Source organism: Ruminococcus sp. AF17-22AC (assembly GCF_003460065.1).
GTDB lineage: Bacteria > Bacillota > Clostridia > Lachnospirales > Lachnospiraceae > Blautia_A.
Window position 1 is genome coordinate 363,797 of sequence record NZ_QRXT01000002.1, and the last position, 21,158, is coordinate 384,954.

Below are 21,158 nucleotides of genomic sequence, written 5' to 3' on the forward strand. Positions count from 1 at the left end.
GAGGAAAATACAATGAATTATAAAAGTGTAAAAATATCAGAAGATGCGAGAATTGCAAAACAGTCGGTGATCACGGGTGATGTGACGATCGGGCATGATAGTTGTGTGCTTTATTTTGCTGTGATCCGTGGGGATGAAGCTCCGGTTGTGATTGGGGAGGAGTCAAACATTCAGGAGAACTGTACAGTTCATGTGAGCCGTAACATGCCGGTTTGTATCGGAAATAATGTTACAGTGGGACATAATGCAGTGATTCATGGCTGTACGATTGGGGACAGAACGCTGATTGGAATGGGGGCAGTGATACTTGACGGTGCAAAGATTGGAAATGACTGTATTATAGGAGCAGGAAGTCTTGTGACGAAGAATACTGTGATACCGGACGGTTCCCTTGTGATGGGAAGTCCTGCAAAGATCAAACGAAACCTTATCTGGGAAGAAAAACTTGGAATCCTTGAGAACAGCAAAGAATATGTTTCCGTGTCCAGAGAGATGCAGGAGCAGGGAGTGTTATAAGTTGCTGCGAACGGAGTGGACAGTAACTATTATAATTTACAGAGAGCGAGGATAAATACATGTCCTGTACAATAAGAAAAGCTACACCGTGGGATCTTCCGAGAATCCGGGAAATCTACGAGATGGCAAGACAGTTTATGAGAAAAAACGGCAACCATTCACAGTGGGGAAAAGATGACGAACCGGAAGCTCTGATAGAGGAAGATATCTGTCAGGGAAATTTGTATGTACTGGAGGAAGCGGACATTCATGCAGTATTCGCCTTTATTATAGGAGAAGATCCGACCTATCTGGAGATAGAAGAAGGAAACTGGAAGTCAGAGGAACCTTATGCTGCCGTGCATCGTGTAGCCAGCGACGGAACAGTGCAGGGCGTTCTTGGTCATGTCATGGATTACTGCAGCGCACAAGTGCCGCATATTCGGATCGATACACATACGGACAACAAAGTAATGCAGCACGTATTGGAAAAATACGGTTTTGTAAGCTGCGGCATCGTACATGTCCCGGATGGAAGCCCGCGTATTGCATACGAACTGCTCCCATAATATGTTCTTTGATAAAAACTTGTATTATCCTGCGGAAAAGAACATAATGTCAAAGTCGGCATGACCGCTGGTAAAGTTTGGAAATGAATTATGGGGGAGTTGAGTGAAAATGGAACAGCAACAGCATATGTTTTCTAATCGCCTGATTTGCAGTCTTCTGATTCCGGTCGTGCTGGAACAGCTGCTTAATTCCATCATGGGAACTGCGGATACCATGATGGTAAGTAATGTCGGTTCGGCGGCAATCTCAGCGGTATCACTGGTTGACTCAATCAACGTGCTTGTCATTCAGGCATTTTCCGCACTGGCTGCAGGCGGTGCGATCGTCTGTGCACAGTACATAGGACAGAAAAACAAAGAAAAAGCAAACGAATCTGCAAGACAGGTGTTGTTTATCATAACAGCTATTTCGGTAGCGGTAAGTCTGATCTGTCTTGTTTTCCAGAAACCACTCCTGAGGCTGATTTTCGGCTCGGTAGAACCGGCGGTCATGAGTGCTTCGGAAACATATTTCTTCTATACAGCTCTGTCGTTCCCGTTCATCGCAGCTTATGATTCAGCAGCTTCTATTTTCAGGGCACAGGATAATACAAAAGGACCGATGATCATTTCGATGATTTCCAATGTCATGAATATTGCAGGAAATGCAGTGATGATCTGGGTATTTCATATGGGAGTCGCAGGTGCGGCACTTTCTACATTGATTTCCCGTATTTTTTGTGCAGTTGTCGTTATAATCCAGCTTCGAAAAGAAAGAGAAGGTCAGGAGATTGTTGTACGTGATTATTTCAAAATCCGTCCGGACTGGAGTATGATCAGACGTATCCTTGGGCTGGGCATTCCATCAGGTGTCGAAAACAGTATGTTTCAGCTTGGTAAACTTGCAATCCAGTCTACAGTTTCTACGCTGGGGACAGCGGCGATCGCAGCACAGGCAATGACAAATATTCTGGAGAATTTAAATGGTATCGCGGCAATCGGCGTCGGAGTCGGTCTGATGACGATCGTCGGCCAGTGCCTTGGTGCCGGAAGAAAAGACGAAGCAGTCTATTACATAAAAAAACTCTGCGTGATCGCAGAAGTTATTATCATCATAAGCTGTCTTGGCGTATTTGCACTGACAAAACCAATCACAATCCTTGGTGGTATGGAAAAAGAAAGTGCAGATATGTGTTTTCATATGGTGATGTGGATCACAATTGTAAAGCCGCTTGTCTGGATCATGGCATTCATACCTGGATATGGACTTCGAGCTGCCGGTGATGTGAAATTTTCCATGATCGTTTCCTGCTGTACGATGTGGGCGTGTAGATTCTGTCTCTGTGTATTTCTGATCAGAGTTATGGGATTCGGACCGATGGGTGTCTGGATCGGTATGTTTGCAGACTGGACACTTCGTGGAATTATTTTTACATGGAGATTTCACAGCCGGAAATGGTTGCAGCATAAAGTCATCTAAATATACATTTTCTATTCACGTATTTTGTGGTAAAATAGAGAGAAACTGAATAGTTATACATAGAAAGGAATTATTATTATGGAAAAGGGAACAATTTTTAAATTTCATAATGACCTTGATACAGACCAGATCATTGCATCCCAGTATTTGCTTCTGCCGAACCTGGATGAAATGAAAGGTCATGCATTTGAATCATTAGATCCTGATTTTGCAAAAAAAGTAAAACCTGGAGATTTCGTAGTAGGCGGAGAAAACTTTGGCTGTGGTTCGTCCAGAGAGCAGGCACCGGGCGTCCTTAAAGCACTTGGTGTACAGGCTGTCATTGCAAAATCTTTTGCAAGAATTTTCTTCAGAAATGCAATCAATATCGGCCTTCCGGCAATAGTCTGTAAAGATCTTCCGGACAATGTAGCAACCGGAGATACCATGGAACTCCATATGTCTGACGGAACAGCAGTTGCAAACGGCAAGACTTATACCTGTACAAAACTCCCGGAATATATGCAGGGAATTCTGAATCAGGGCGGTCTGATCGCTTCACTGAACAAGGAGGAGAAATAGCCATGGGAATGACAATCGCAGAAAAAATTATTGCAGCGGCTGCCGGAGTGGAGAGCGTAAAGCCAGGTGATATCCATACCGTACAGCTTGACCGTCTGATGAGTAACGACGGAACGACACATCTGACTGTTGATATGTATAACAATAAATTAAAAAATCCGCACATTGCAGATACAAAGAAACTTGTATTTATCGTGGACCATAACGTACCGTCTGACTGCCCGAAAACAGCAGCGTCTCAGAAAAAAATGAGAGATTTTGCAAAAGCAAACAACATTGATTTCTGGGAAGGCAAAGGTGTATGTCATCAGGTCATGATTGAAAATTATGTGCGTCCGGGCGAGCTGATCTTTGGCGCAGACAGTCATACATGTTCCTACGGTGCACTCGGTGCATTTGGTACCGGTGTGGGATGCACAGATTTCCTTTACGGAATGGTAACAGGTACTTCATGGGTACTTGTTCCGGAATCCGTAAAATTCAACCTGACAGGGAAACTTCAGGAAGGTGTGACCGCACGTGACCTGATCCTTACGATCATCGGCGAAGTTGGTGCAAACGGATGTAACTATCAGGTAATGGAATTTACCGGAGAAGGTGCAAAGACATTGAGTATCAGTGATCGTATGACACTTTGCAACATGGCAGTAGAAGCCGGCGCAAAGACCGGTATCTTTGAAGCTGATGAGAAAGCCATGGATTATCTGAAAGAGCATGGACGTGAGCCAAAAGCTGTTTTCCACAGTGATCCGGATGCAAAATATGTAAGAGAATACACATTTGATCTGAGCAAAGTCCGTCCGGTAGTTGCCAGACCGGATTTTGTAGACAATGTTGTTCCGGCGGAAGAAGCATGTGGCATTGAGATCAACGAAGCATTCCTTGGTTCCTGTAACAATGGACGTATCGAAGACCTGCGTGTGGGTGCCGAGATCATCAAAGGAAAGAAAGTATCAGATAAAGTACGTTTCCTTGTTGTTCCGGCAAGCCAGACCATTTATCGTCAGGCGTTAAAAGAAGGACTGCTTGACATCTTTATGGAAGCAGGCGCAATCGTTATGAACCCGAACTGCAGTGTATGCTGGGGAAGCTGCCAGGGGGTTATCGGCGAAAACGAAGTGCTGATCAGTACAGGAACACGTAACTTCAAGGGACGTGCAGGACATCCGAGTTCCAAAGTATATCTCGGATCTGCAGCAACCGTTACCGCATCTGCAATTGCGGGAAAAATTGCACTGCCGTCTGAAATCTGAGAAGTCAGAAAAATAAAAGCAGAATATAATCAGCGAATACATATTCAGTGAGGGAACATAGATTATGGAAAAGTTTACAGGTAAAGTCTGGGTACTTGGCGATGACATCGATACAGATATTATCATTCCGACCGAGTATCTGGCACTCAAAACAATCGACGATATGAAACAGTACGGATTCAGCCCGCTTCGCCCGGAACTGGCTGGTCAGATCCAGAAAGGCGACATCATTGTTGCGGGCAAAAACTTCGGCTGCGGTTCATCAAGAGAGCAGGCACCGGAGATCATCAAGGCACTTGGAATCCAGTGTGTCATCGCGAAATCTTTTGCAAGAATTTTCTTCAGAAATTCTATTAACAATGGTCTTCTTCTGATCGAACAGCCGGATCTTCATGAGGATGTCAAAGAGGGAGATTCTGTGACTGTTGTGATGAATGAACATGTAGATTACAATGACAAACAGTACCCGATCGCTTCCCTGCCGGAGAACCTGATGAGCATCATTCAGGCGGGCGGACTTGTAAAAGCCATGCGTAAACTGAACGGACTGGACTAAGGAGGTAGATCAGATGGGCGAAACAGTTATTGAAAAGATTATCAGAAACAATGTAGGTCATGCCGTAAAACCGGGTGATATCGTCACAGTCAATGTCGACAGAGTGATGATCCACGATATTTTTATTCCGTTTGTTGCAGAGAAATTTGAAGAAATGGGATTTCAGAAATTATGGGATCCGGACAAAGTAGTCCTGATCTATGACCACCTTGTTCCGGCAAGCCAGCTTGATGATACCAGGCATTTCCATACAGGAGATGCTTTTGCAGAAAAATATGGCATGAAAAACGTACATAGAAGTGACGGAATCTGCCATCAGTTAATGACAGAGGCTGGTTATGTGAAACCGGGCAACATCGTATTTGGTACAGACAGCCATACGACTACTTACGGATGTGTCGGCGCTTTTTCTTCCGGTATCGGTTATACCGAAATGGCAAGTATCCTCGGAACAGGTACTATGTGGATCAAAGTTCCGGAAACGATCAAAGTTGTGATCGACGGAGAACTTCCGGAAAATGTTATGTCAAAAGATGTGATCCTGCGTCTGATCGGAGATCTCGGTGCAGACGGAGCTACATATCGTGCACTGGAATTTACAGGAAGTGCAGTGAAGAATATGTCTGTGGCAAGCCGCATGACAATTGCCAACATGGCAATCGAGGCAGGTGCAAAATGTGCGCTCTTTACTCCGGATGAAAAAACGGCAGAGTACTGCGAGATTGAGCTGAACGATTTCCAGAAGAGCCTTGTCGGAGATGAGGATGCCACATATCTTAAAACTGTGACCTATCGTGCAGAAAATCTTGTTCCGGTTCTGGCATGCCCGTCTCAGGTAGATAAGATTCGTGATGTCAGCGCACTGGAAGGAACTGAGATCGATCAGGTATTTATCGGCTCCTGTACAAACGGACGTCTGGAAGACCTTGCAGCAGCAGCGGAAGTTCTGAAAGGCAAAAAAGTTGCTGATTATGTAAAACTGATCGTAACACCGGCAAGCCGTAAGATCTACAGACAGGCAATCGAGCTTGGTATTCTGGATACTCTGGCTGAAGCAGGGGCGATGATCACACATCCGGGATGTGGATTGTGCTGCGGACGAGCAGGCGGTATCCTGACAGACGGAGAGCGCGTTGTGGCAACAAACAACCGTAATTTCCTCGGCCGTATGGGAACATCCAAAGTGGAAATTTATCTGGCATCTCCGAAGACTGCGGCAGCATGTGCAGTAGCAGGAAAGATTGTCAGCCCGAAATAAAATACATTTAATTAACAAAAAATGTCAAGAGGGAAGAAAAAATTTTCCCTCTTGACATCTTAATGATTTAGCACTATAGTATAACGCAGTGACAGCAATAACGAGGAGAAGTTTGCAGGAAAGAGGCCAGGGCCCACCGAAGGAGTAAAACTCTCAGGTATCCGTGTTATCGGACAGAAACTGTAAATGGATCGTTTCTCTGGAGACACCTGTTTCAGTACAGGGGCCGAAGGTGCAAGCGACGCGTAAGCGTCTTGAATCTCTCAGGCAAAAGGACAGAGGATGCTTTTTTATAATTACATCCTGGAAGTTTATTCTTTTATTAGTTCTGTTTTTATAGTCTGAGTTTCACAGATTCGTGTTTTTATCCTTTTCTTATCAGAGATTGATTCTTTTATTATTTCCCTTGTTTATGATGCTGAAAAATACATACGTAAGGAGAACTTTTTGAGATGTGGGAAGCAATCAATAATTTCTTAGTTGCAGTGGATGACAAAGTCTGGGGAGTGCCGCTTATGGTATTGATCATAGCCGGTGGTGTCCTTCTTACCAGCAGACTTGGGTTCCTTCAGGTGCGTCGTCTTCCGTTGGCTCTGAAATGGATGTTTAAGAATGAAGAAGAGGGAGACGGAGAAATCTCCAGTTTTGCAGCTTTATGTACAGCACTGAGTGCAACGATCGGTACCGGTAATATCGTCGGCGTGGCAACAGCAGTCTGTGCCGGAGGTCCGGGAGCATTGTTCTGGATGATCGTGGCAGCCTTCTTCGGAATGGCAACCAAATATTCAGAAGGTCTTTTGGCAGTCAAATATCGTGTGGTTGCCGAGGACGGACACAGCCTTGGCGGACCATTCTACTATATCGAAAAAGGTATGGGAAGCAAATGGAAATGGCTTGCAAAGATCTTTGCATTCTTTGGAGTATGTGTTGGTCTCTTTGGTATCGGTACTTTCAGCCAGGTAAATGGTATTTCCAGTGCGGTACAGAACTTCTTTGATCCAAATAAAACAAACTGCATCAATATCCCGTTTTTGGGACAGTATTCTGTGGCTGTTGTTGTTTCTTCTCTGATTCTTGCATTCTGTGTGGCAGCAATCCTGATCGGAGGTCTGAAGCGAATTGCAACAGTCAGCCAGATCATTGTACCATTTATGGCAGTAATCTATATTGTGCTCAGTGTTGCTCTGATCATCTGCAACATTACGGAGATCCCGGCAGCAATCGTAACTGTTGTAAAAGCAGCGTTTAACCCGAGGGCAGTGACAGGTGGTGTGGTTGGATCCATGATCGTGGCAATGCAGAAAGGTGTCGCACGAGGAATTTTCTCCAATGAGGCAGGTCTTGGTAGTGCACCGATCGCAGCAGCAGCAGCTCAGACAAAAGAGCCGGTACGTCAGGGTCTGGTAAGTATGACAGGTACTTTTATTGATACGATCATTATCTGTACAATGACAGGTCTGTCTATTGTCCTGACAGGCGCATGGCAGGTAGAAGGTATTGAAGGCGTACAGGTTACTACATATGCATTCCAGCACGGACTTCCGCTTCCGGCGAAATTCACAGCATTTATATTGATGCTCTGTCTTGTATTCTTTGCATTTACTACCATCCTTGGATGGGATTACTACAGTGAACGTTGTCTGGAATATCTGACAAACGGACACCAGAAAAAAATCATTGTATACCGTTGGTTATATATTCTCGCAGTATTTAGCGGACCTTACATGACAGTAAGTGCTGTATGGACCATTGCAGATATCTTCAATGGTCTGATGGCAATTCCGAATATGATCGCACTGTTTGCATTGAGTGGAGTCGTAGTAAAAGAAACAAAAGCGTTCTTTGACGCAAAGAAACATAAAATGTAAAGGTGTAAAATGAATAATTCCTTCTGTTTTTCATAAAATAGACATTAGAAATGTCGAGAAAAACAGGAGGGATTTTTTTGAAGAAAAGAACAAAAACACTGCTCACCTGTCTGGCAGTGCCGCTTGGAGTTGGGGCTGTTTCCGGATTTCTGACACAGGGAAGCATGGATACATTTGAAAAATTAAATCAGCCTCCGCTTGCTCCGCCGGGATGGGTATTTCCGGTAGTGTGGACCGGACTGTTTGCAATGATGGGAACAGCATCTTATCTGATCGCGCGTCTGCCGGAATCGGAAGAGAAGAAAAAAGCATTGACGCTGTATGGAATACAGCTTGCAGTGAACTTTCTGTGGCCGGTATTTTTCTTTAATGCGGGATGGTATCTGTTTTCGTTTGCATGGCTGTTGCTGTTGTGGTACCTGGTATATCTCTGTACAAAAGCCTTTTATCATCTTTCGGAGAAGGCAGGATACCTGATGATCCCATATCTGGTGTGGCTGACCTTTGCAGGATATTTGAATTTTGCTATTTTTCTTTTGAACTGATACAAAACACTGTCTGAAAATGGCAGTGCTTTTGTATTTTACAGAAAAACATCTGATTTTCGCACAAAAACAGTGCTTGACAAAGAATGAGGAATCCTGTAATATAGATAAGGATTATGGTTAACAATACATATGTTGAACATTTTTCCAACTGCCGTAATGAATGGAAGTGACAGGAATTGTCATGATACCTTCTGCGACAGCTTTTTTTATGCAACAGGGATGTCCTGCTGCAAATGGATGAGGGATATAAACAGATGGGAAGAAGCAATACTCACAAGGAGGAAGATGCATGAACTATGATGTAATCATTATTGGTGCCGGCCCGGGAGGGATTTTTGCAGCATATGAGCTGATGAAGGAAAAACCGGATTACAAAGTGGCTGTTTTTGAAGAGGGATATTCTCTTGAAAAAAGAAAATGTCCGATCGACGGCAAAAAGATTAAAAACTGTATCAACTGTAAGAGATGCTCGATCATGTGCGGTTTCGGCGGCGCAGGTGCATTCTCTGATGGAAAATATAATATCACCAATGACTTTGGCGGAACACTGTATGAACATATCGGCAAGAGCGAAGCTATTGAGCTGATGAAATATGTAGACGATATCAATATGGAATACGGCGGACAGGGAACAAAGCTTTATTCTACAGCTGGGACCAAATTCAAAAAACTCTGCCTGCAGAACAAACTGAATCTTCTGGATGCGTCCGTACGTCATCTCGGAACAGATATCAACTATATCGTTCTGGAGAATCTGTATAATGCAATGAAAGATCATGTGGATTTCTATTTTGATACACCGGTTGAAAAACTGGAGGTTTTCGAAGATGGATACCGTGTGATCTGCGCAAAAGGCTCTTACGAGTGTAAGAAATGTATTGTTTCTGTTGGAAGAAGCGGAAGTAAATGGATGGAAAACGTCTGTAAGGACCTTAAGATTCCTACCAAATCCAACCGTGTGGACCTCGGTGTCCGCGTAGAGCTTCCGGCAGTTATTTTCTCACATCTGACAGATGAGCTTTACGAGAGTAAGATCGTTTACCGCACAGAGAAATTCGAAGATAATGTCCGTACATTCTGTATGAACCCGAACGGAATCGTTGTAAATGAAAACACCAACGGAATCATCACCGTAAACGGTCACAGCTATGAGGGAGATGAGAAGAAGACCGAGAATACCAACTTTGCCCTTCTTGTTTCCAAACATTTCTCTGAGCCGTTCAAAGACAGTAACGGATACGGTGAAAGTATTGCAAGGCTTTCGAACATGCTTGGCGGTGGTGTCATTGTACAGCGTTTCGGTGACCTTGTACGTGGACGTAGAAGTACCGTGAAACGTGTGGAAGAGGGACTTGTCACACCAACGCTTACTGCAACACCTGGAGACTTGAGTCTTGTACTTCCGAAGCGTATTCTGGATGGTATCATTGAAATGATTTATGCACTGGACAAAGTAGCTCCGGGAACTGCCAACGACGATACACTGCTGTATGGTGTCGAAGTCAAATTCTACAATATGGAAGTTGAGATTGACGATAATCTTGAGAGCTGCTACAAAGGACTGTATGTGATCGGTGACGGAAGTGGTGTTACCCATTCCCTGTCCCACGCATCTGCAAGTGGTATCTACGTAGCAAGACATATCGCAGAACAGAACTAAATATAATTTAAGACTAAAGAAAAGCCCATGAACTGTAAGGTGACAGTTTGTGGGTTTTTTGCATTGTACATCGAGGAGGTGCAGGTGGCTTTCTCAGAAAAAAGCTGTTATAATAAATGCAGAATAATCATAGGGAGGCTTTTTGTACTTTGCATACAATTGAAAACGAAGAACTCCGTGTAATGATCAGTGACCACGGGGCAGAACTGTTAGGAATCTTTGATAAAAAAACAATCGTGAGATTCTCTGGAATGCAGATCCGAAATACTGGAAACGCCACGCGCCGGTACTTTTTCCGAATGTAGGACGTTTTTATAAGGACACCTGCCTGATCGGAGGAGAGACTTATACATCCGGACAGCATGGATTTGCCCGTGATATGGAATTTACCTGTGTTGAAGAAACAGAAACATCTGTGACGCATTTACTGGAAGCAACGGATGCGACGAAGAAAGCATGGCCGTATGAATTTCAGCTTTACATTACCCATACGTTAAACGGACGCGATCTGACGGTGGCATGGAAAGTTGTAAATAAAGATCAGGAGATCATGTATTTTACAATCGGTGCACATCCGGCATTTAATGTTCCGGTTCTTCCGGACACGGTGCAGAGCCAGTACCATCTGACATTCAGTGGACAGAAAGAACTTACCTATTGCCTGCTGCACCCGGAATATGCGACGGCAATGCCGGATCAGCCGCATACACTTTCTTTGGAAAACGGCACCTGTCTGATCGATGAGCATATGTTTGATGAAGGTGCACTGATCTTTGATGACGGACAGATTACAAAAGCCGGAATCGTTTTACCGGACGGTACTCCTTACGTGGAAATTTCATGTGAAGGTTTTCCGAACTTTGGTATCTGGTCTGCAATCGGAGCACCATTTGTATGCCTTGAACCATGGATGGGACGCTGTGACAATACCGGCTATAATGAAGAATTGTCAAAGAAACCGAATATTAATACGCTGAAACCGACAGAAATATTTGACAAATCTTATGTGATTTCCGTGAAATAGACGAAAGATATTTTAAGCATAAAAGAAAAGCTGGAGTGCTATCAAAATCAGAGTTGATAGCATCCAGCTTTTTTGTACTGCAAAGCAGATATGTAATTATTTTTTCTCGTCGATTTTCAGACGACCTTTTAATGCGACACAGCATGCAAGGTCTCCGATAACGTTGACACAGGTTGCACCCATATCACAGAGCGTATTGATACTGATGTAAACGCCCATAACACCGGCAGGAAGTCCAGCCATAGTTGCGAGTGCTGCGAAAGATGCGATTGCACCTCCAGGTACACCTGGCGTTCCGACAGAGAGGAGTACGTTTGCAAGAAGTACGATTACCATCATGGAGACGCTGACGTTGATTCTGCATGCGTTGGCAAAGAACATGATCATAAAGGACATCAGGATGGATACGGCATCCATGTTTACGGTAGCACCAAGTGGAATAGCGATACTGGTGATTTTGTTGGAAACGCCCATACCTTCTTCCATACACTGTTTACTGATCGGAATCGTAGCAGAACTGGAACATGTTCCGAAAGCATTCAGGGCAGCCGGCATAATGGTTTTGAAAAACCTGACCGGGCTTTCTTTACCGATTACTTTTACAGCAAGTCCGTACACTACAAATGCAAAGATGAAGAATGCAAGATAGAGGATGATCAGCTGTGTTGCCAGTGAGATGATCGTCTCGGTACCGTTTGCTTCGACAACAGGAACGATCGTACAGAAAACACCGATTGGTGTAAAGTACATGATCGTGCTGATGACCTTTAAACAGACTTCGTTGAGTGAATCGATTACATTCAGAAGCGGCTGTCCTTTTTCGCCGACAGAGATCAGGGTGAATCCGATGATTACTGCAAAGACAAGAACCTGGAGCATATTTCCCTGAGCAAATGCACTTACCGGGTTGGATGGAATCAGATTTTTGACTGTTTCCAGAATATTGCTCATATCAGTAGCGGCAATATCGGAAGTAGCCATCTCGAAGGAAACACCCTCACCGAGATGAATCAGTCGCGGAATGATCAGTCCGGCAAGACTTGCAAGTGCTGTTGTGCAAAGGAAAAATACCATAGCGGCACCGGTGATCTTTCCGGTTGTGCGGATATTTCCGATGCTGCAGATTCCCATAACAACGGAACAAAATACAAGTGGAAAAATCATCATGTTCAGGGCATTCATGTAAATGCCACCAAGAAGACTGGTTACGGCCAGAACCGGGGTAAAGCGGTCTGCCAGAAATAGTCCGGTCAGGATACCAAGAAGCAGGCCGATGAAAATCGCACCGGTGATGTGCTTCTGATACCATGCATAGAATTTCTTCATTTTATCTCCTCCTCAAAAAGTGGTATGCTTCGGCAATAATCCTCGAATACATACAAACATAACAAAAATTATAGCATGCGTGTATATTTAGTGTCAAGAAAACCAACAGTATTCTATTATAGAAGAAATACCTGTCAACATAAAATATCTGGGGGAGTTTTATGCTATCGTTTGAGTAGATTTTGTTTTATTTTCTGATAAAATATGGTATAGTAACAAAGATGAATTGCATCAGAAAGATGCAGAATACTTGAGAGAAGAATATTGGGGGAATAGACGGTGGAACAGACCGTATTACATAAAAAAGAACTGGAATATTTTTTTGTAGAGGAATCCTATGGAGGTAATCAGGATCTTTTTACGGATGTGACTATGCGTGATGGAGGATGCGGTGCGATTGCAGCTTGTGAGAGCTGTATTTATTTTGCAAGAACAAATGATATGAGAAATCTTTATCCACATCCGATTCAGGAGATAAGCTGGAATGAGTATCATGATTTTGCTTACATTATGAAACATTATCTCTGTCCGAGACCAAATGGAATTGATACGCTGGAACTCTTTATGGAAGGCTTTGGGGAATACCTGAAAGATGTGAAGGACACACGGCTTCAGATGGAAGGATTTCACGGGACACATACATATGAGGAAGCTGTGCAGGCAGTAAAAACACAGATTGATGCAGCCTGTCCGATCCCATATCTGATGTTGAAGCATAAGAATGAAAAAGGAGCACTGGAGGATTATATCTGGCACTGGTTTATTCTGGCAGGATATGAGATAACAGAGGATGACCTTCTGGTAAAGGCAGTTTCCTATGGAGAGTACAAATGGTTCTCTTTAAGTGAGATGTGGGATACCGGATATGACAAAAAAGGCGGAATGATCTTGTATCATATATAGAACAGTCGGGAGGATGTGTGTAGCATGCTCCCTTGCTTTTAGGAGGTACAGAGTTGGAAACCAGAGAAATACTGACAAGATTTAAGAATGGGGAGCTTTCTATCGAGGAAGCAGAACATTATTTTCGTAAAGAACCGTTTGAAGTGATGGATGATTATGCAAAGCTGGATTCACACAGAGAAATCAGAAATGGATTTCCGGAAGTGATCTTCTGCAGTGGAAAAGCTGATCAGCATTTTGTCCATATCTTTAAGAAGTTGTATGAGGATAATGGTGAAGTGTTTGGAACGAGAGCATCGAGACATCAGTATGAACTTGTGAAAGACCTTTTGCCGGATGTGGAATATGATGAACTGTCTCACATTATCAAGATAGAGAAGAAAGAAAAGGAGCATATCGGTAAGATTGCGGTATGTACGGCAGGAACTGCCGATATTGCAGTGGCAGAGGAAGCGGCTCAGACGGCAGAATATTTCGGCTCACATGTAGACAGAGTCTTTGATGTCGGAGTCAGTGGCATACACAGACTGTTTTCCAGACTGGAAGTGATTCAGGATGCCAACTGTGTGATCGCAGTTGCAGGTATGGAAGGTGCGCTTGCGAGTGTGCTTGGCGGACTTGTAGATAAACCGGTGATCGCGGTGCCGACTTCAGTGGGATATGGTGCAAGTATGAACGGACTGTCTGCACTTCTGACGATGATCAATTCCTGCGCAAACGGAATTGCGGTGGTAAATATTGATAACGGATATGGTGCCGGATATATTGCGACGCAGATTAACCGTCTGGCAGCAAGAGAATATAACATAAAATAAAACGGGATGGGAAGTAAATGGGAAAAACATTATATTTAGAATGCTATTCAGGAATCAGTGGAGATATGACAGTGGCAGCGCTCCTTGATCTGGGGGCAGACAGAAAAGTACTGGAAGAAACTCTTCAAAGTCTTCCGGTTAATGGATTTCGGACAGAAATTTCAAGAGTAAAAAAATCAGGGCTGGATGCATGTGATTTTAATGTGATTCTGGAACATGATAATCATGACCATGATATGGAATATCTGCATGGACATGACCATGATATGGAACATGACCATGATCACGAACATGCGCATGACACAGAACATCACCATGATCACGAACACACACATGCAGCAGAACATCACCATCATGATCATGAACATGTACATGAGATGGGACATCATCACGATCATGAGCATACACATGAAAAAGAACATCACCATCTGCATGAGCATCGTGGAATGCAGGAGATCACAGAAATTATTCAGGGATCAGAAATGACAGACAGAGCTAAAAAGATGGCGCTGCATGTGTTTGATATTCTTGCACATGCGGAATCAAAGGCTCATGGTGTAAATATAGAGGAAGTTCATTTTCATGAAGTAGGTGCCATTGATTCTATCGTGGATATCGCTGCGATTGCAGTCTGTATGGACAATCTGGATATTACTGATGTGATCGTACCGGTTTTATATGAGGGAACCGGATTTATCCGCTGTCAGCATGGACAGATTCCGGTGCCTGTACCGGCAGTTGCACACATTGCAGAGGATCATCACCTGAAACTGAAAATCACTGATATACAGGGCGAGCTGGTGACACCGACAGGTGCAGCTGTAGTGGCAGCTTTCTGCACATCTGAAAAACTGCCGGAAGATTTTTCGATATTAAAGAGTGGACTTGGTGCGGGAAAAAGAGAATATCGCTGTCCTGGAATTCTCCGTGCAATGCTGATTCAGACAGAACCGGCAGATGCAAAACTGACAGATACTGTCTGGAAATTGGAGACGGACATTGATGACTGCAGTGGTGAAGTTATGGGACATGTACTAAAACTTCTCATGGCAAACGGGGCAAGAGAAGCACACTATATGCCGATCTATACAAAGAAAAACAGACCTGCATATACTCTGACAGTGATCTGTAAAGAGAAGGACAGAGAAAATCTGGAAAACCTGATTTTTGCAGAGACGACAACAATTGGTATCCGCAGAGGGAAAATGCAGCGTACGATCCTGAAAAGAGAGCTTTGTACATTTGAAACATTACTTGGCAGTGCAACGGTCAAGATCTGTACCCTGCCGGACGGACAGATAAGATGTTATCCTGAATACGACAGCGTGGCAGAACTGGCAGAGCGAAACCAGATCAGTTTCTACGAAGCATATGACAAGATCAGGGGCTATTGGACAACAGAGAGGTGAGACAGAACGATGAAAACAGGACTTGTTTTGGAAGGCGGCGCAATGCGCGGAATTTACACAGCCGGTGTACTGGATGTGTTTTGGGAACAGGGAATACATTTCGATGGAGTGATCGGTGTTTCTGCAGGAGCACTCCATGGTTGCTCCTTTGTATCCGGGCAAAAAGGAAGAAGCCTTCGTTATTTCCAAAAATATCGGAATGATAAACATTTTATGAGCTGGTGGAGCTTTTTGCATACGGGTGAAGTAGTAGGAAAGCAGTTTTGTTACCATGATATTCCGGAACGGCTGGATCCGTTTGATTATGAGGCTTTTGCAAAATCTGATACAGCTTTTTATGTGACCTGTACGAATGTTGAGACGGGCAGGGCAGAATATATAAAAATTACTGACATGCTGAGCCAGATCGATGCCATGCGTGCGTCGGCTTCAATGCCATATGTTTCAAGAATTGTTGATTATAAGGGAATGAAGCTCCTTGACGGCGGCTGCGCAGACAGTATTCCGGTCGAGGCATTCAAAAAGATGGGATATGACCGGCTTGTGGTCGTTCTTACAAGAGAGGCAGGATTTGTCAAAAAGCCTGAGAATGTAAAAATGGCAGAGCTCCGTTATCATAAATATCCGGAGTTTGTGCATACACTGCAGAACAGGCATGTGGTATACAATCACAGTCTGGAAGTGCTGAAAAAAATGGAAAAAGCAGGCGAAACATTTGTGATTCAGCCGGATAAGAAGCTGGACATCAGCCGTATGGAAAGTAATGTGGAAGTGATCCGACAGACATACGATCTTGGCGGCAAAGATGCACGTATCCGCATGAAAGCACTGAAAGCCTGGATGGAACAGTAACTGGAACAGAATAAAGGTTGAGTTGAGATATAAATTTCAGTTGCATGCTGTAGTATTCTTCTGGTATAATCAGTTACATAAATAAAAACGGCGTAAAAAGTACAAGGGTGTACAGCGCGCAGATTGCGTGAAGTACGTCCTTGTGCTTTTTTCGTTGCCATGCATCCGAAGGAAGCTGCCAGTGGCAGGTTCTGTTGGTTGAAAAGCGAGGGAGGAAATAATATGGATGTAATAACAAACCTGATCAATCAGATTGATGCCTGGGTGTGGGGCTGGTGGATGATTCTTCTGCTTCTTGGTACACACATTTTTATGACGATCCGAACCGGAGTGATCCAGCGAAAAATTGGTACGGCAATTAAGCTGTCAGTTACGAAAGATCCTGATGGAGAGGGGGAAGTCAGTCAGTTTGGTGCTCTGACGACAGCACTTGCTTCCACAATCGGTACAGGAAACATTATCGGTGTGGGAACGGCAATTGCCCTCGGTGGTCCCGGAGCAGTGCTGTGGTGCTGGCTTACCGGTGTGTTCGGTATTGCGACAAAATACAGTGAATCACTGATCGCAGTTAAATATCGTGTCAAAACAAAAGACGGTCGTATGCAGGGCGGTGCAATGTATGCACTCGAGCGTGGACTTCATATGAAATGGCTCGGATTGATCTTTGCCATTTTTGGCGGTTTTGCATCTTTTGGAATCGGATGTGCGACGCAGGTAAATGCAATTGCAACGGTCTGTCAGGAAAATCTTCACATTCCTCCGGCAGCGGTAGGAATTGCAGTAGCTGTACTGACTGCGCTGGTTATTTTCGGAGGAATCAAAGCAATCGCAAATGTCTGTGAAAAACTGGTTCCGTTTATGGCTGCATTTTATGTGATTGGCTGTTTTATCATTCTGTGCATCAACTATGATTTTATCATACCGGCAGTAGTGACGATCTGTAAGATGGCTTTTACACCCGGCGCAGCAGCAGGTGGTCTGGTAGGACGCGGAATTATGATGGCAATGCAGTATGGAATTGCAAGAGGTCTTTTTTCAAACGAGTCCGGTATGGGCTCGGCACCGATCGCAGCGGCAGCAGCACAGACGAGAAATCCGGTCCGTCAGGCTCTGGTTTCCAGTACAGGTACATTCTGGGATACCGTTGTTGTATGTCTGATGACAGGACTGGTACTTGTCACCAGTATTATGAAAAATCCGGCAATCGATATGGGACAGATCACAAATGGTGGTGTCCTGACGACGCTGGCATTTCAGCAGATTCCGGTTCTGGGTCCGGTCATTCTTGTGGTGGGAATTATTTCTTTTGCATACTCTACCGTGCTTGGATGGGCATATTACGGGGAACGTTGTGTGGAATATTTTGCCGGAAGAAAAGGTCTTGTGCCATATCGTGTCCTTTACATAGCGGTAGCTGTGATCGCACCGGTCATTTCTCTGAATCTTGTCTGGACGATCGCGGATATTCTGAATGCGTTGATGGCACTTCCGAACCTTGTGGCGGTGTTGCTTCTGTCGAATGTGATCGTGGCGGAGACGAAAAAATATATCAATAATCTGGATGCCAAAGACGATACCGAGATCGAAATCATTGACCGCTGAAAGATTAAGCGCTAATATAATAATGCAACAGCCAAAACAGTCTGTGTGAAGCAGGCTGTTTTTGTTGCAAAAATAACAGATAAGAAACAGGAGAAAAGAATGGCAGAAGAGCACAGAATGAAAGTGATTGCAAGAATCCACAATGATTTCCCGACAAAGTTTGGGATTCCTCATCAGAGTAACCGGCTGGATGCATTGAAGGCAACCATCGTATTTGAGCCGGAATACCGGGTGCCTGAAGCATTTCGCGGGCTGGAAGAATATGATTATATCTGGCTGATCTGGCAGTTTTCTGAGGCAGTGCGCGAGAACTGGTCGCCGACTGTACGACCGCCGAGACTTGGTGGGAATACACGCATGGGAGTGTTTGCCACGAGATCACCGTTTCGTCCGAACAGCCTCGGACTGTCTTCTGTACATCTTGAAAAAACAGAGCTGCATCCGGAACTGGGACCGGTTCTTCATATTTCAGGTGCGGATCTTATGAACGGTACACCGATCTACGATATCAAACCATATCTTCCTTATGCAGACAGCCATCCGGAAGTGAGAGGCGGTTTTACGGACAAAATCGAAGATTATCGGCTTGAAGTGGAATTCCCGGAAACACTGATAGAGAAAGTACCGGCAGAGCAGAGAGAAGCTTTGATGGAAGTACTTGCCAACGATCCGCGTCCCCGTTATCAGAACAAACCAGATAAGATTTACGGGCTGGCATATGGCAGTCATGATATCCATTTTACGGTGAAAGATAAGACCCTTAAGGTCTGTGATGTGACAGAATTAAAAGAATCCTTTGACAAACAAAACAATATATGATAGTATTTTATATATAGTTAGTGCAAGCTAACAGACGAAGGCATTAAGCGGAACTATGCGTCCGCTTTATTTTTAAAACATGAGTTAGTCGAAGATAACAAAAGGAGAGTGAATCTATGAGTATCGTAATCGTAGGCGGAAATGAACGTATGGTATGTCAGTATGAGGATATCTGCAAAGGATATGGATGTAAGGCAAAAGTATTTGCAAAAGAAAAAGGAGCCATGAAGAAAAAAATCGGTGCACCGGATCTTCTGATTTTGTTTACAAGTACGGTTTCTCATAAAATGGTGAACTGTGCAGTGGAGGAAGCAAAGAAAAAATCCATACCGGTATGCAGATGTCACACAAGCAGCGCATCTGCTCTTGAGAACATTCTCCGCGAATATTGTGCATAAAAAGCGAATTTTTATGTAATATTATAAAGAAACACTTGCAAAACCCTGAGGTTTTCAATAAAATAAGAGACAGATTTTCTGACTGAAAAGAGAAAACAGAAGGGTGATAAGTATTATTATGAAAAAAGTGGTAAAATTTGGAGGAAGCTCTCTGGCCAATGCAGAACAGTTTCAGAAGGTCGGAGATATCATCAGGAGCGATGAGAGCAGACGTTATGTGGTACCGTCCGCACCGGGAAAGAGATTTTCCGCAGACACAAAAGTAACTGATCTTCTGTATACATGCTATGGCAAAGCAGAAGCAGGAGAGGATTTCACAGATGTCCTTACGGAAATTAAGGGACGTTTTTATGAGATCATCAAAGGCTTGAATCTTGACCTGTCTCTTGAGGAGGAGTTCAGACAGATTGAAGCAGATTTTAAGGCACATGCAGGCAATGAATATGCAGCATCCCGTGGGGAATTCCTGAACGGTAAAGTAATGGCTGCATATCTCGGATATGAATTTATTGATTCTGCAACCGTGATCCGTTTTGATAAAAACGGCAATTTCGATGCAGACAAAACAGATAAACTTTTAAGCAAGCGTCTCCAGAAATGCGAGAGAGCAGTTATTCCGGGATTCTATGGTGGTATGGAAGACGGAACTGTAAAAACATTCTCCCGTGGCGGATCGGATGTTACCGGTTCTCTGGTAGCAAAAGCTATCCATGCAGACATTTATGAGAACTGGACTGATGTTTCCGGATTCCTTGTCACAGATCCGAGAATCGTCGATAATCCGGCAGTGATCGAAACAATTACATACAGAGAACTTCGTGAGCTTTCTTATATGGGTGCGACTGTTCTTCATGAAGATGCGATCTTCCCGGTTCGTAAGGAAGGTATTCCAATCAACATTCGTAATACAAACCGTCCGGAAGATAAGGGAACCTTTATCGTAGAAAGCACCTGCCGCAAACCGAAATATGTGATTACAGGTATTGCAGGTAAGAAGGGCTTCTGTTCCATTAATATTGAAAAATCCATGATGAACAGTGAAATCGGTTTCGGAAGAAAGGTTCTTCAGGTATTTGAAGATCAGGGGATCAGCTTTGAACATGTTCCTTCTGGAATCGACACAATGACTGTTTACGTTCATCAGGATGAATTCGAGGAAAAAGAGCAGCAGGTAATTGCTGGCATTCACAGAGCCGTTCAGCCTGATTTTGTAGAGATGGAATCTGATCTGGCGCTGATCGCAGTTGTTGGACGTGGCATGAAGTCCCAGAGAGGAACTGCAGGCCGTGTATTTTCTGCACTGGCACATGCACATGTCAATGTAAAAATGATCGATCAGGGATCCAGTGAGCTGAATATCATCATTGGTGTGGAAAACAGAGATTTCGAAACTGCTGTAAAAGCAATTTACGATATTTTTGTCCTGACACAGATGTAAGCAGGTAATATTTTTCAGATCTGATTCAGGAGGATAAAGCACATGGTTGAAAGACATATCAGATTAAATGAAACAGAAGACGTAAAAGAATTTGTGAATGAAGCCGCCAAATGTGATTTTGATATTGACATATCTTATAACAGAATTATCATTGATGCAAAATCCATTTTAGGTATTCTGAGCATGGATCTTACAAGGGAACTGACAGTAAGATGCTACGGAGAGAGCAAGAGATTCAATGAAGTAATTGCAAAATTTGCCGTAGCATAGGTGAAAATGCGTGGGCGCATATTCCGGAAACGGGTATGCGCCTTTTTGCATTGCAGATAGGGGAGGCAGAAACAG

The 21,158-nt window shown here is 43.8% G+C and carries 22 protein-coding genes and 2 riboswitches; of the genes, 21 read left to right on the forward strand and 1 reads right to left on the reverse strand.

Going from position 1 to position 21,158, the window contains the following annotated elements; all coding sequences use genetic code 11:
* Positions 1 to 12: 12 nt before the first annotated feature.
* The 12 genes from DWW86_RS04990 to DWW86_RS05040 all read left to right on the forward strand — a co-directional run bounded on the left by DWW86_RS04990 (position 13) and on the right by DWW86_RS05040 (position 11,251).
* Positions 13 to 516, forward strand: coding sequence for a gamma carbonic anhydrase family protein (locus tag DWW86_RS04990; RefSeq protein ID WP_117942454.1), 504 nt, complete (start codon positions 13 to 15; stop codon positions 514 to 516).
* A 59-nt stretch (positions 517 to 575) separates the two neighbouring features.
* Positions 576 to 1,064, forward strand: a complete 489-nt coding sequence (locus DWW86_RS04995) for a GNAT family N-acetyltransferase (protein ID WP_117942455.1) — start codon at positions 576 to 578, stop codon at positions 1,062 to 1,064.
* A gap of 109 nt (positions 1,065 to 1,173) precedes the next feature.
* Complete coding sequence (locus DWW86_RS05000) at positions 1,174 to 2,523, forward strand: MATE family efflux transporter (RefSeq protein WP_072523247.1); 1,350 nt, start codon at positions 1,174 to 1,176, stop codon at positions 2,521 to 2,523.
* A gap of 78 nt (positions 2,524 to 2,601) precedes the next feature.
* Positions 2,602 to 3,084, forward strand: a complete 483-nt coding sequence (locus DWW86_RS05005; RefSeq protein ID WP_072523248.1) for a LeuD/DmdB family oxidoreductase small subunit — start codon at positions 2,602 to 2,604, stop codon at positions 3,082 to 3,084.
* Positions 3,085 to 3,086: 2 nt separating this feature from the next.
* Positions 3,087 to 4,337 carry a 3-isopropylmalate dehydratase large subunit gene (locus DWW86_RS05010; protein WP_117942456.1) on the forward strand — a complete coding sequence of 417 codons (1,251 nt, stop codon included), beginning with the start codon at positions 3,087 to 3,089 and terminating at the stop codon, positions 4,335 to 4,337.
* Positions 4,338 to 4,401: 64 nt separating this feature from the next.
* A complete protein-coding gene (locus tag DWW86_RS05015; protein ID WP_072523250.1) occupies positions 4,402 to 4,893 on the forward strand; it encodes a LeuD/DmdB family oxidoreductase small subunit in 492 nt (163 codons plus the stop codon).
* 13 nt (positions 4,894 to 4,906) lie between these two features.
* Entirely contained in the window at positions 4,907 to 6,151 is a 1,245-nt protein-coding gene (locus DWW86_RS05020) for a 3-isopropylmalate dehydratase large subunit (RefSeq protein WP_072523251.1), read from the forward strand.
* Positions 6,152 to 6,255: 104 nt separating this feature from the next.
* Positions 6,256 to 6,338, forward strand: a riboswitch (glycine riboswitch).
* Positions 6,339 to 6,340: 2 nt separating this feature from the next.
* Positions 6,341 to 6,440: riboswitch (glycine riboswitch) on the forward strand.
* A gap of 163 nt (positions 6,441 to 6,603) precedes the next feature.
* Positions 6,604 to 8,019: an alanine/glycine:cation symporter family protein gene (locus tag DWW86_RS05025; RefSeq protein WP_072523252.1), complete on the forward strand. Its 1,416-nt coding sequence runs from the start codon at positions 6,604 to 6,606 to the stop codon at positions 8,017 to 8,019.
* Between the two features lie 77 nt (positions 8,020 to 8,096).
* Positions 8,097 to 8,564, forward strand: coding sequence for a TspO/MBR family protein (locus DWW86_RS05030; RefSeq protein ID WP_208893080.1), 468 nt, complete (start codon positions 8,097 to 8,099; stop codon positions 8,562 to 8,564).
* Positions 8,565 to 8,856: 292 nt separating this feature from the next.
* On the forward strand, positions 8,857 to 10,227 hold the full coding sequence (locus tag DWW86_RS05035) for an NAD(P)/FAD-dependent oxidoreductase (protein ID WP_072523253.1): 1,371 nt from the start codon (positions 8,857 to 8,859) through the stop codon (positions 10,225 to 10,227).
* Positions 10,228 to 10,376: 149 nt separating this feature from the next.
* Positions 10,377 to 10,532: a hypothetical protein gene (locus tag DWW86_RS17540; RefSeq protein ID WP_330392894.1), complete on the forward strand. Its 156-nt coding sequence runs from the start codon at positions 10,377 to 10,379 to the stop codon at positions 10,530 to 10,532.
* Positions 10,469 to 11,251, forward strand: a complete 783-nt coding sequence (locus tag DWW86_RS05040) for an aldose 1-epimerase family protein (RefSeq protein ID WP_353652676.1) — start codon at positions 10,469 to 10,471, stop codon at positions 11,249 to 11,251. Before DWW86_RS17540 ends, DWW86_RS05040 begins: the two co-directional genes overlap by 64 nt.
* Positions 11,252 to 11,347: 96 nt before the next feature.
* Here the strand turns inward: DWW86_RS05040 and DWW86_RS05045 are convergent, their stop codons facing one another.
* Positions 11,348 to 12,577, reverse strand: coding sequence for a dicarboxylate/amino acid:cation symporter (locus DWW86_RS05045; RefSeq protein ID WP_117942457.1), 1,230 nt, complete (start codon positions 12,575 to 12,577; stop codon positions 11,348 to 11,350).
* A gap of 279 nt (positions 12,578 to 12,856) precedes the next feature.
* On the opposite strand from DWW86_RS05045, the gene DWW86_RS05050 reads away from it, so the two are divergent.
* The 9 genes from DWW86_RS05050 to DWW86_RS05090 all read left to right on the forward strand — a co-directional run bounded on the left by DWW86_RS05050 (position 12,857) and on the right by DWW86_RS05090 (position 21,083).
* Positions 12,857 to 13,480, forward strand: coding sequence for a hypothetical protein (locus tag DWW86_RS05050; protein WP_117942458.1), 624 nt, complete (start codon positions 12,857 to 12,859; stop codon positions 13,478 to 13,480).
* Between the two features lie 53 nt (positions 13,481 to 13,533).
* Entirely contained in the window at positions 13,534 to 14,295 is a 762-nt protein-coding gene (gene larB, locus DWW86_RS05055; protein ID WP_072523256.1) for a nickel pincer cofactor biosynthesis protein LarB, read from the forward strand.
* 17 nt (positions 14,296 to 14,312) lie between these two features.
* Entirely contained in the window at positions 14,313 to 15,704 is a 1,392-nt protein-coding gene (gene larC / locus DWW86_RS05060; protein WP_117942459.1) for a nickel pincer cofactor biosynthesis protein LarC, read from the forward strand.
* A gap of 9 nt (positions 15,705 to 15,713) precedes the next feature.
* Positions 15,714 to 16,556: a patatin-like phospholipase family protein gene (locus DWW86_RS05065; RefSeq protein ID WP_072523258.1), complete on the forward strand. Its 843-nt coding sequence runs from the start codon at positions 15,714 to 15,716 to the stop codon at positions 16,554 to 16,556.
* Positions 16,557 to 16,778: 222 nt separating this feature from the next.
* Positions 16,779 to 18,158, forward strand: a complete 1,380-nt coding sequence (locus tag DWW86_RS05070) for an alanine/glycine:cation symporter family protein (RefSeq protein WP_117942460.1) — start codon at positions 16,779 to 16,781, stop codon at positions 18,156 to 18,158.
* A gap of 99 nt (positions 18,159 to 18,257) precedes the next feature.
* On the forward strand, positions 18,258 to 18,977 hold the full coding sequence (tsaA, locus tag DWW86_RS05075) for a tRNA (N6-threonylcarbamoyladenosine(37)-N6)-methyltransferase TrmO (protein WP_117942461.1): 720 nt from the start codon (positions 18,258 to 18,260) through the stop codon (positions 18,975 to 18,977).
* A gap of 116 nt (positions 18,978 to 19,093) precedes the next feature.
* Positions 19,094 to 19,375: a DUF2325 domain-containing protein gene (locus tag DWW86_RS05080; RefSeq protein ID WP_015541344.1), complete on the forward strand. Its 282-nt coding sequence runs from the start codon at positions 19,094 to 19,096 to the stop codon at positions 19,373 to 19,375.
* A gap of 118 nt (positions 19,376 to 19,493) precedes the next feature.
* On the forward strand, positions 19,494 to 20,813 hold the full coding sequence (locus tag DWW86_RS05085) for an aspartate kinase (protein ID WP_117942462.1): 1,320 nt from the start codon (positions 19,494 to 19,496) through the stop codon (positions 20,811 to 20,813).
* A gap of 42 nt (positions 20,814 to 20,855) precedes the next feature.
* Entirely contained in the window at positions 20,856 to 21,083 is a 228-nt protein-coding gene (locus DWW86_RS05090) for an HPr family phosphocarrier protein (RefSeq protein ID WP_072523262.1), read from the forward strand.
* The last annotated feature ends 75 nt before the right edge of the window (positions 21,084 to 21,158 follow it).

Excerpts from the sequence above, each read along its gene's own strand:
- DWW86_RS04990 (WP_117942454.1), top strand. The coding sequence starts at position 13 with ATGAATTATAAAAGTGTAAAAATATCAGAAGATGCGAGAATTGCAAAA.
- DWW86_RS04995 (WP_117942455.1), top strand. The coding sequence starts at position 576 with ATGTCCTGTACAATAAGAAAAGCTACACCGTGGGATCTTCCGAGAATC.
- DWW86_RS05000 (WP_072523247.1), top strand. The coding sequence starts at position 1,174 with ATGGAACAGCAACAGCATATGTTTTCTAATCGCCTGATTTGCAGTCTT.
- DWW86_RS05005 (WP_072523248.1), top strand. The coding sequence starts at position 2,602 with ATGGAAAAGGGAACAATTTTTAAATTTCATAATGACCTTGATACAGAC.
- DWW86_RS05010 (WP_117942456.1), top strand. The coding sequence starts at position 3,087 with ATGGGAATGACAATCGCAGAAAAAATTATTGCAGCGGCTGCCGGAGTG.
- DWW86_RS05015 (WP_072523250.1), top strand. The coding sequence starts at position 4,402 with ATGGAAAAGTTTACAGGTAAAGTCTGGGTACTTGGCGATGACATCGAT.
- DWW86_RS05020 (WP_072523251.1), top strand. The coding sequence starts at position 4,907 with ATGGGCGAAACAGTTATTGAAAAGATTATCAGAAACAATGTAGGTCAT.
- DWW86_RS05025 (WP_072523252.1), top strand. The coding sequence starts at position 6,604 with ATGTGGGAAGCAATCAATAATTTCTTAGTTGCAGTGGATGACAAAGTC.
- DWW86_RS05035 (WP_072523253.1), top strand. The coding sequence starts at position 8,857 with ATGAACTATGATGTAATCATTATTGGTGCCGGCCCGGGAGGGATTTTT.
- DWW86_RS05045 (WP_117942457.1), bottom strand. The coding sequence starts at position 12,577 with ATGAAGAAATTCTATGCATGGTATCAGAAGCACATCACCGGTGCGATT.
- larC (WP_117942459.1), top strand. The coding sequence starts at position 14,313 with ATGGGAAAAACATTATATTTAGAATGCTATTCAGGAATCAGTGGAGAT.
- DWW86_RS05065 (WP_072523258.1), top strand. The coding sequence starts at position 15,714 with ATGAAAACAGGACTTGTTTTGGAAGGCGGCGCAATGCGCGGAATTTAC.
- DWW86_RS05070 (WP_117942460.1), top strand. The coding sequence starts at position 16,779 with ATGGATGTAATAACAAACCTGATCAATCAGATTGATGCCTGGGTGTGG.
- tsaA (WP_117942461.1), top strand. The coding sequence starts at position 18,258 with ATGGCAGAAGAGCACAGAATGAAAGTGATTGCAAGAATCCACAATGAT.
- DWW86_RS05080 (WP_015541344.1), top strand. The coding sequence starts at position 19,094 with ATGAGTATCGTAATCGTAGGCGGAAATGAACGTATGGTATGTCAGTAT.
- DWW86_RS05085 (WP_117942462.1), top strand. The coding sequence starts at position 19,494 with ATGAAAAAAGTGGTAAAATTTGGAGGAAGCTCTCTGGCCAATGCAGAA.
- DWW86_RS05090 (WP_072523262.1), top strand. The coding sequence starts at position 20,856 with ATGGTTGAAAGACATATCAGATTAAATGAAACAGAAGACGTAAAAGAA.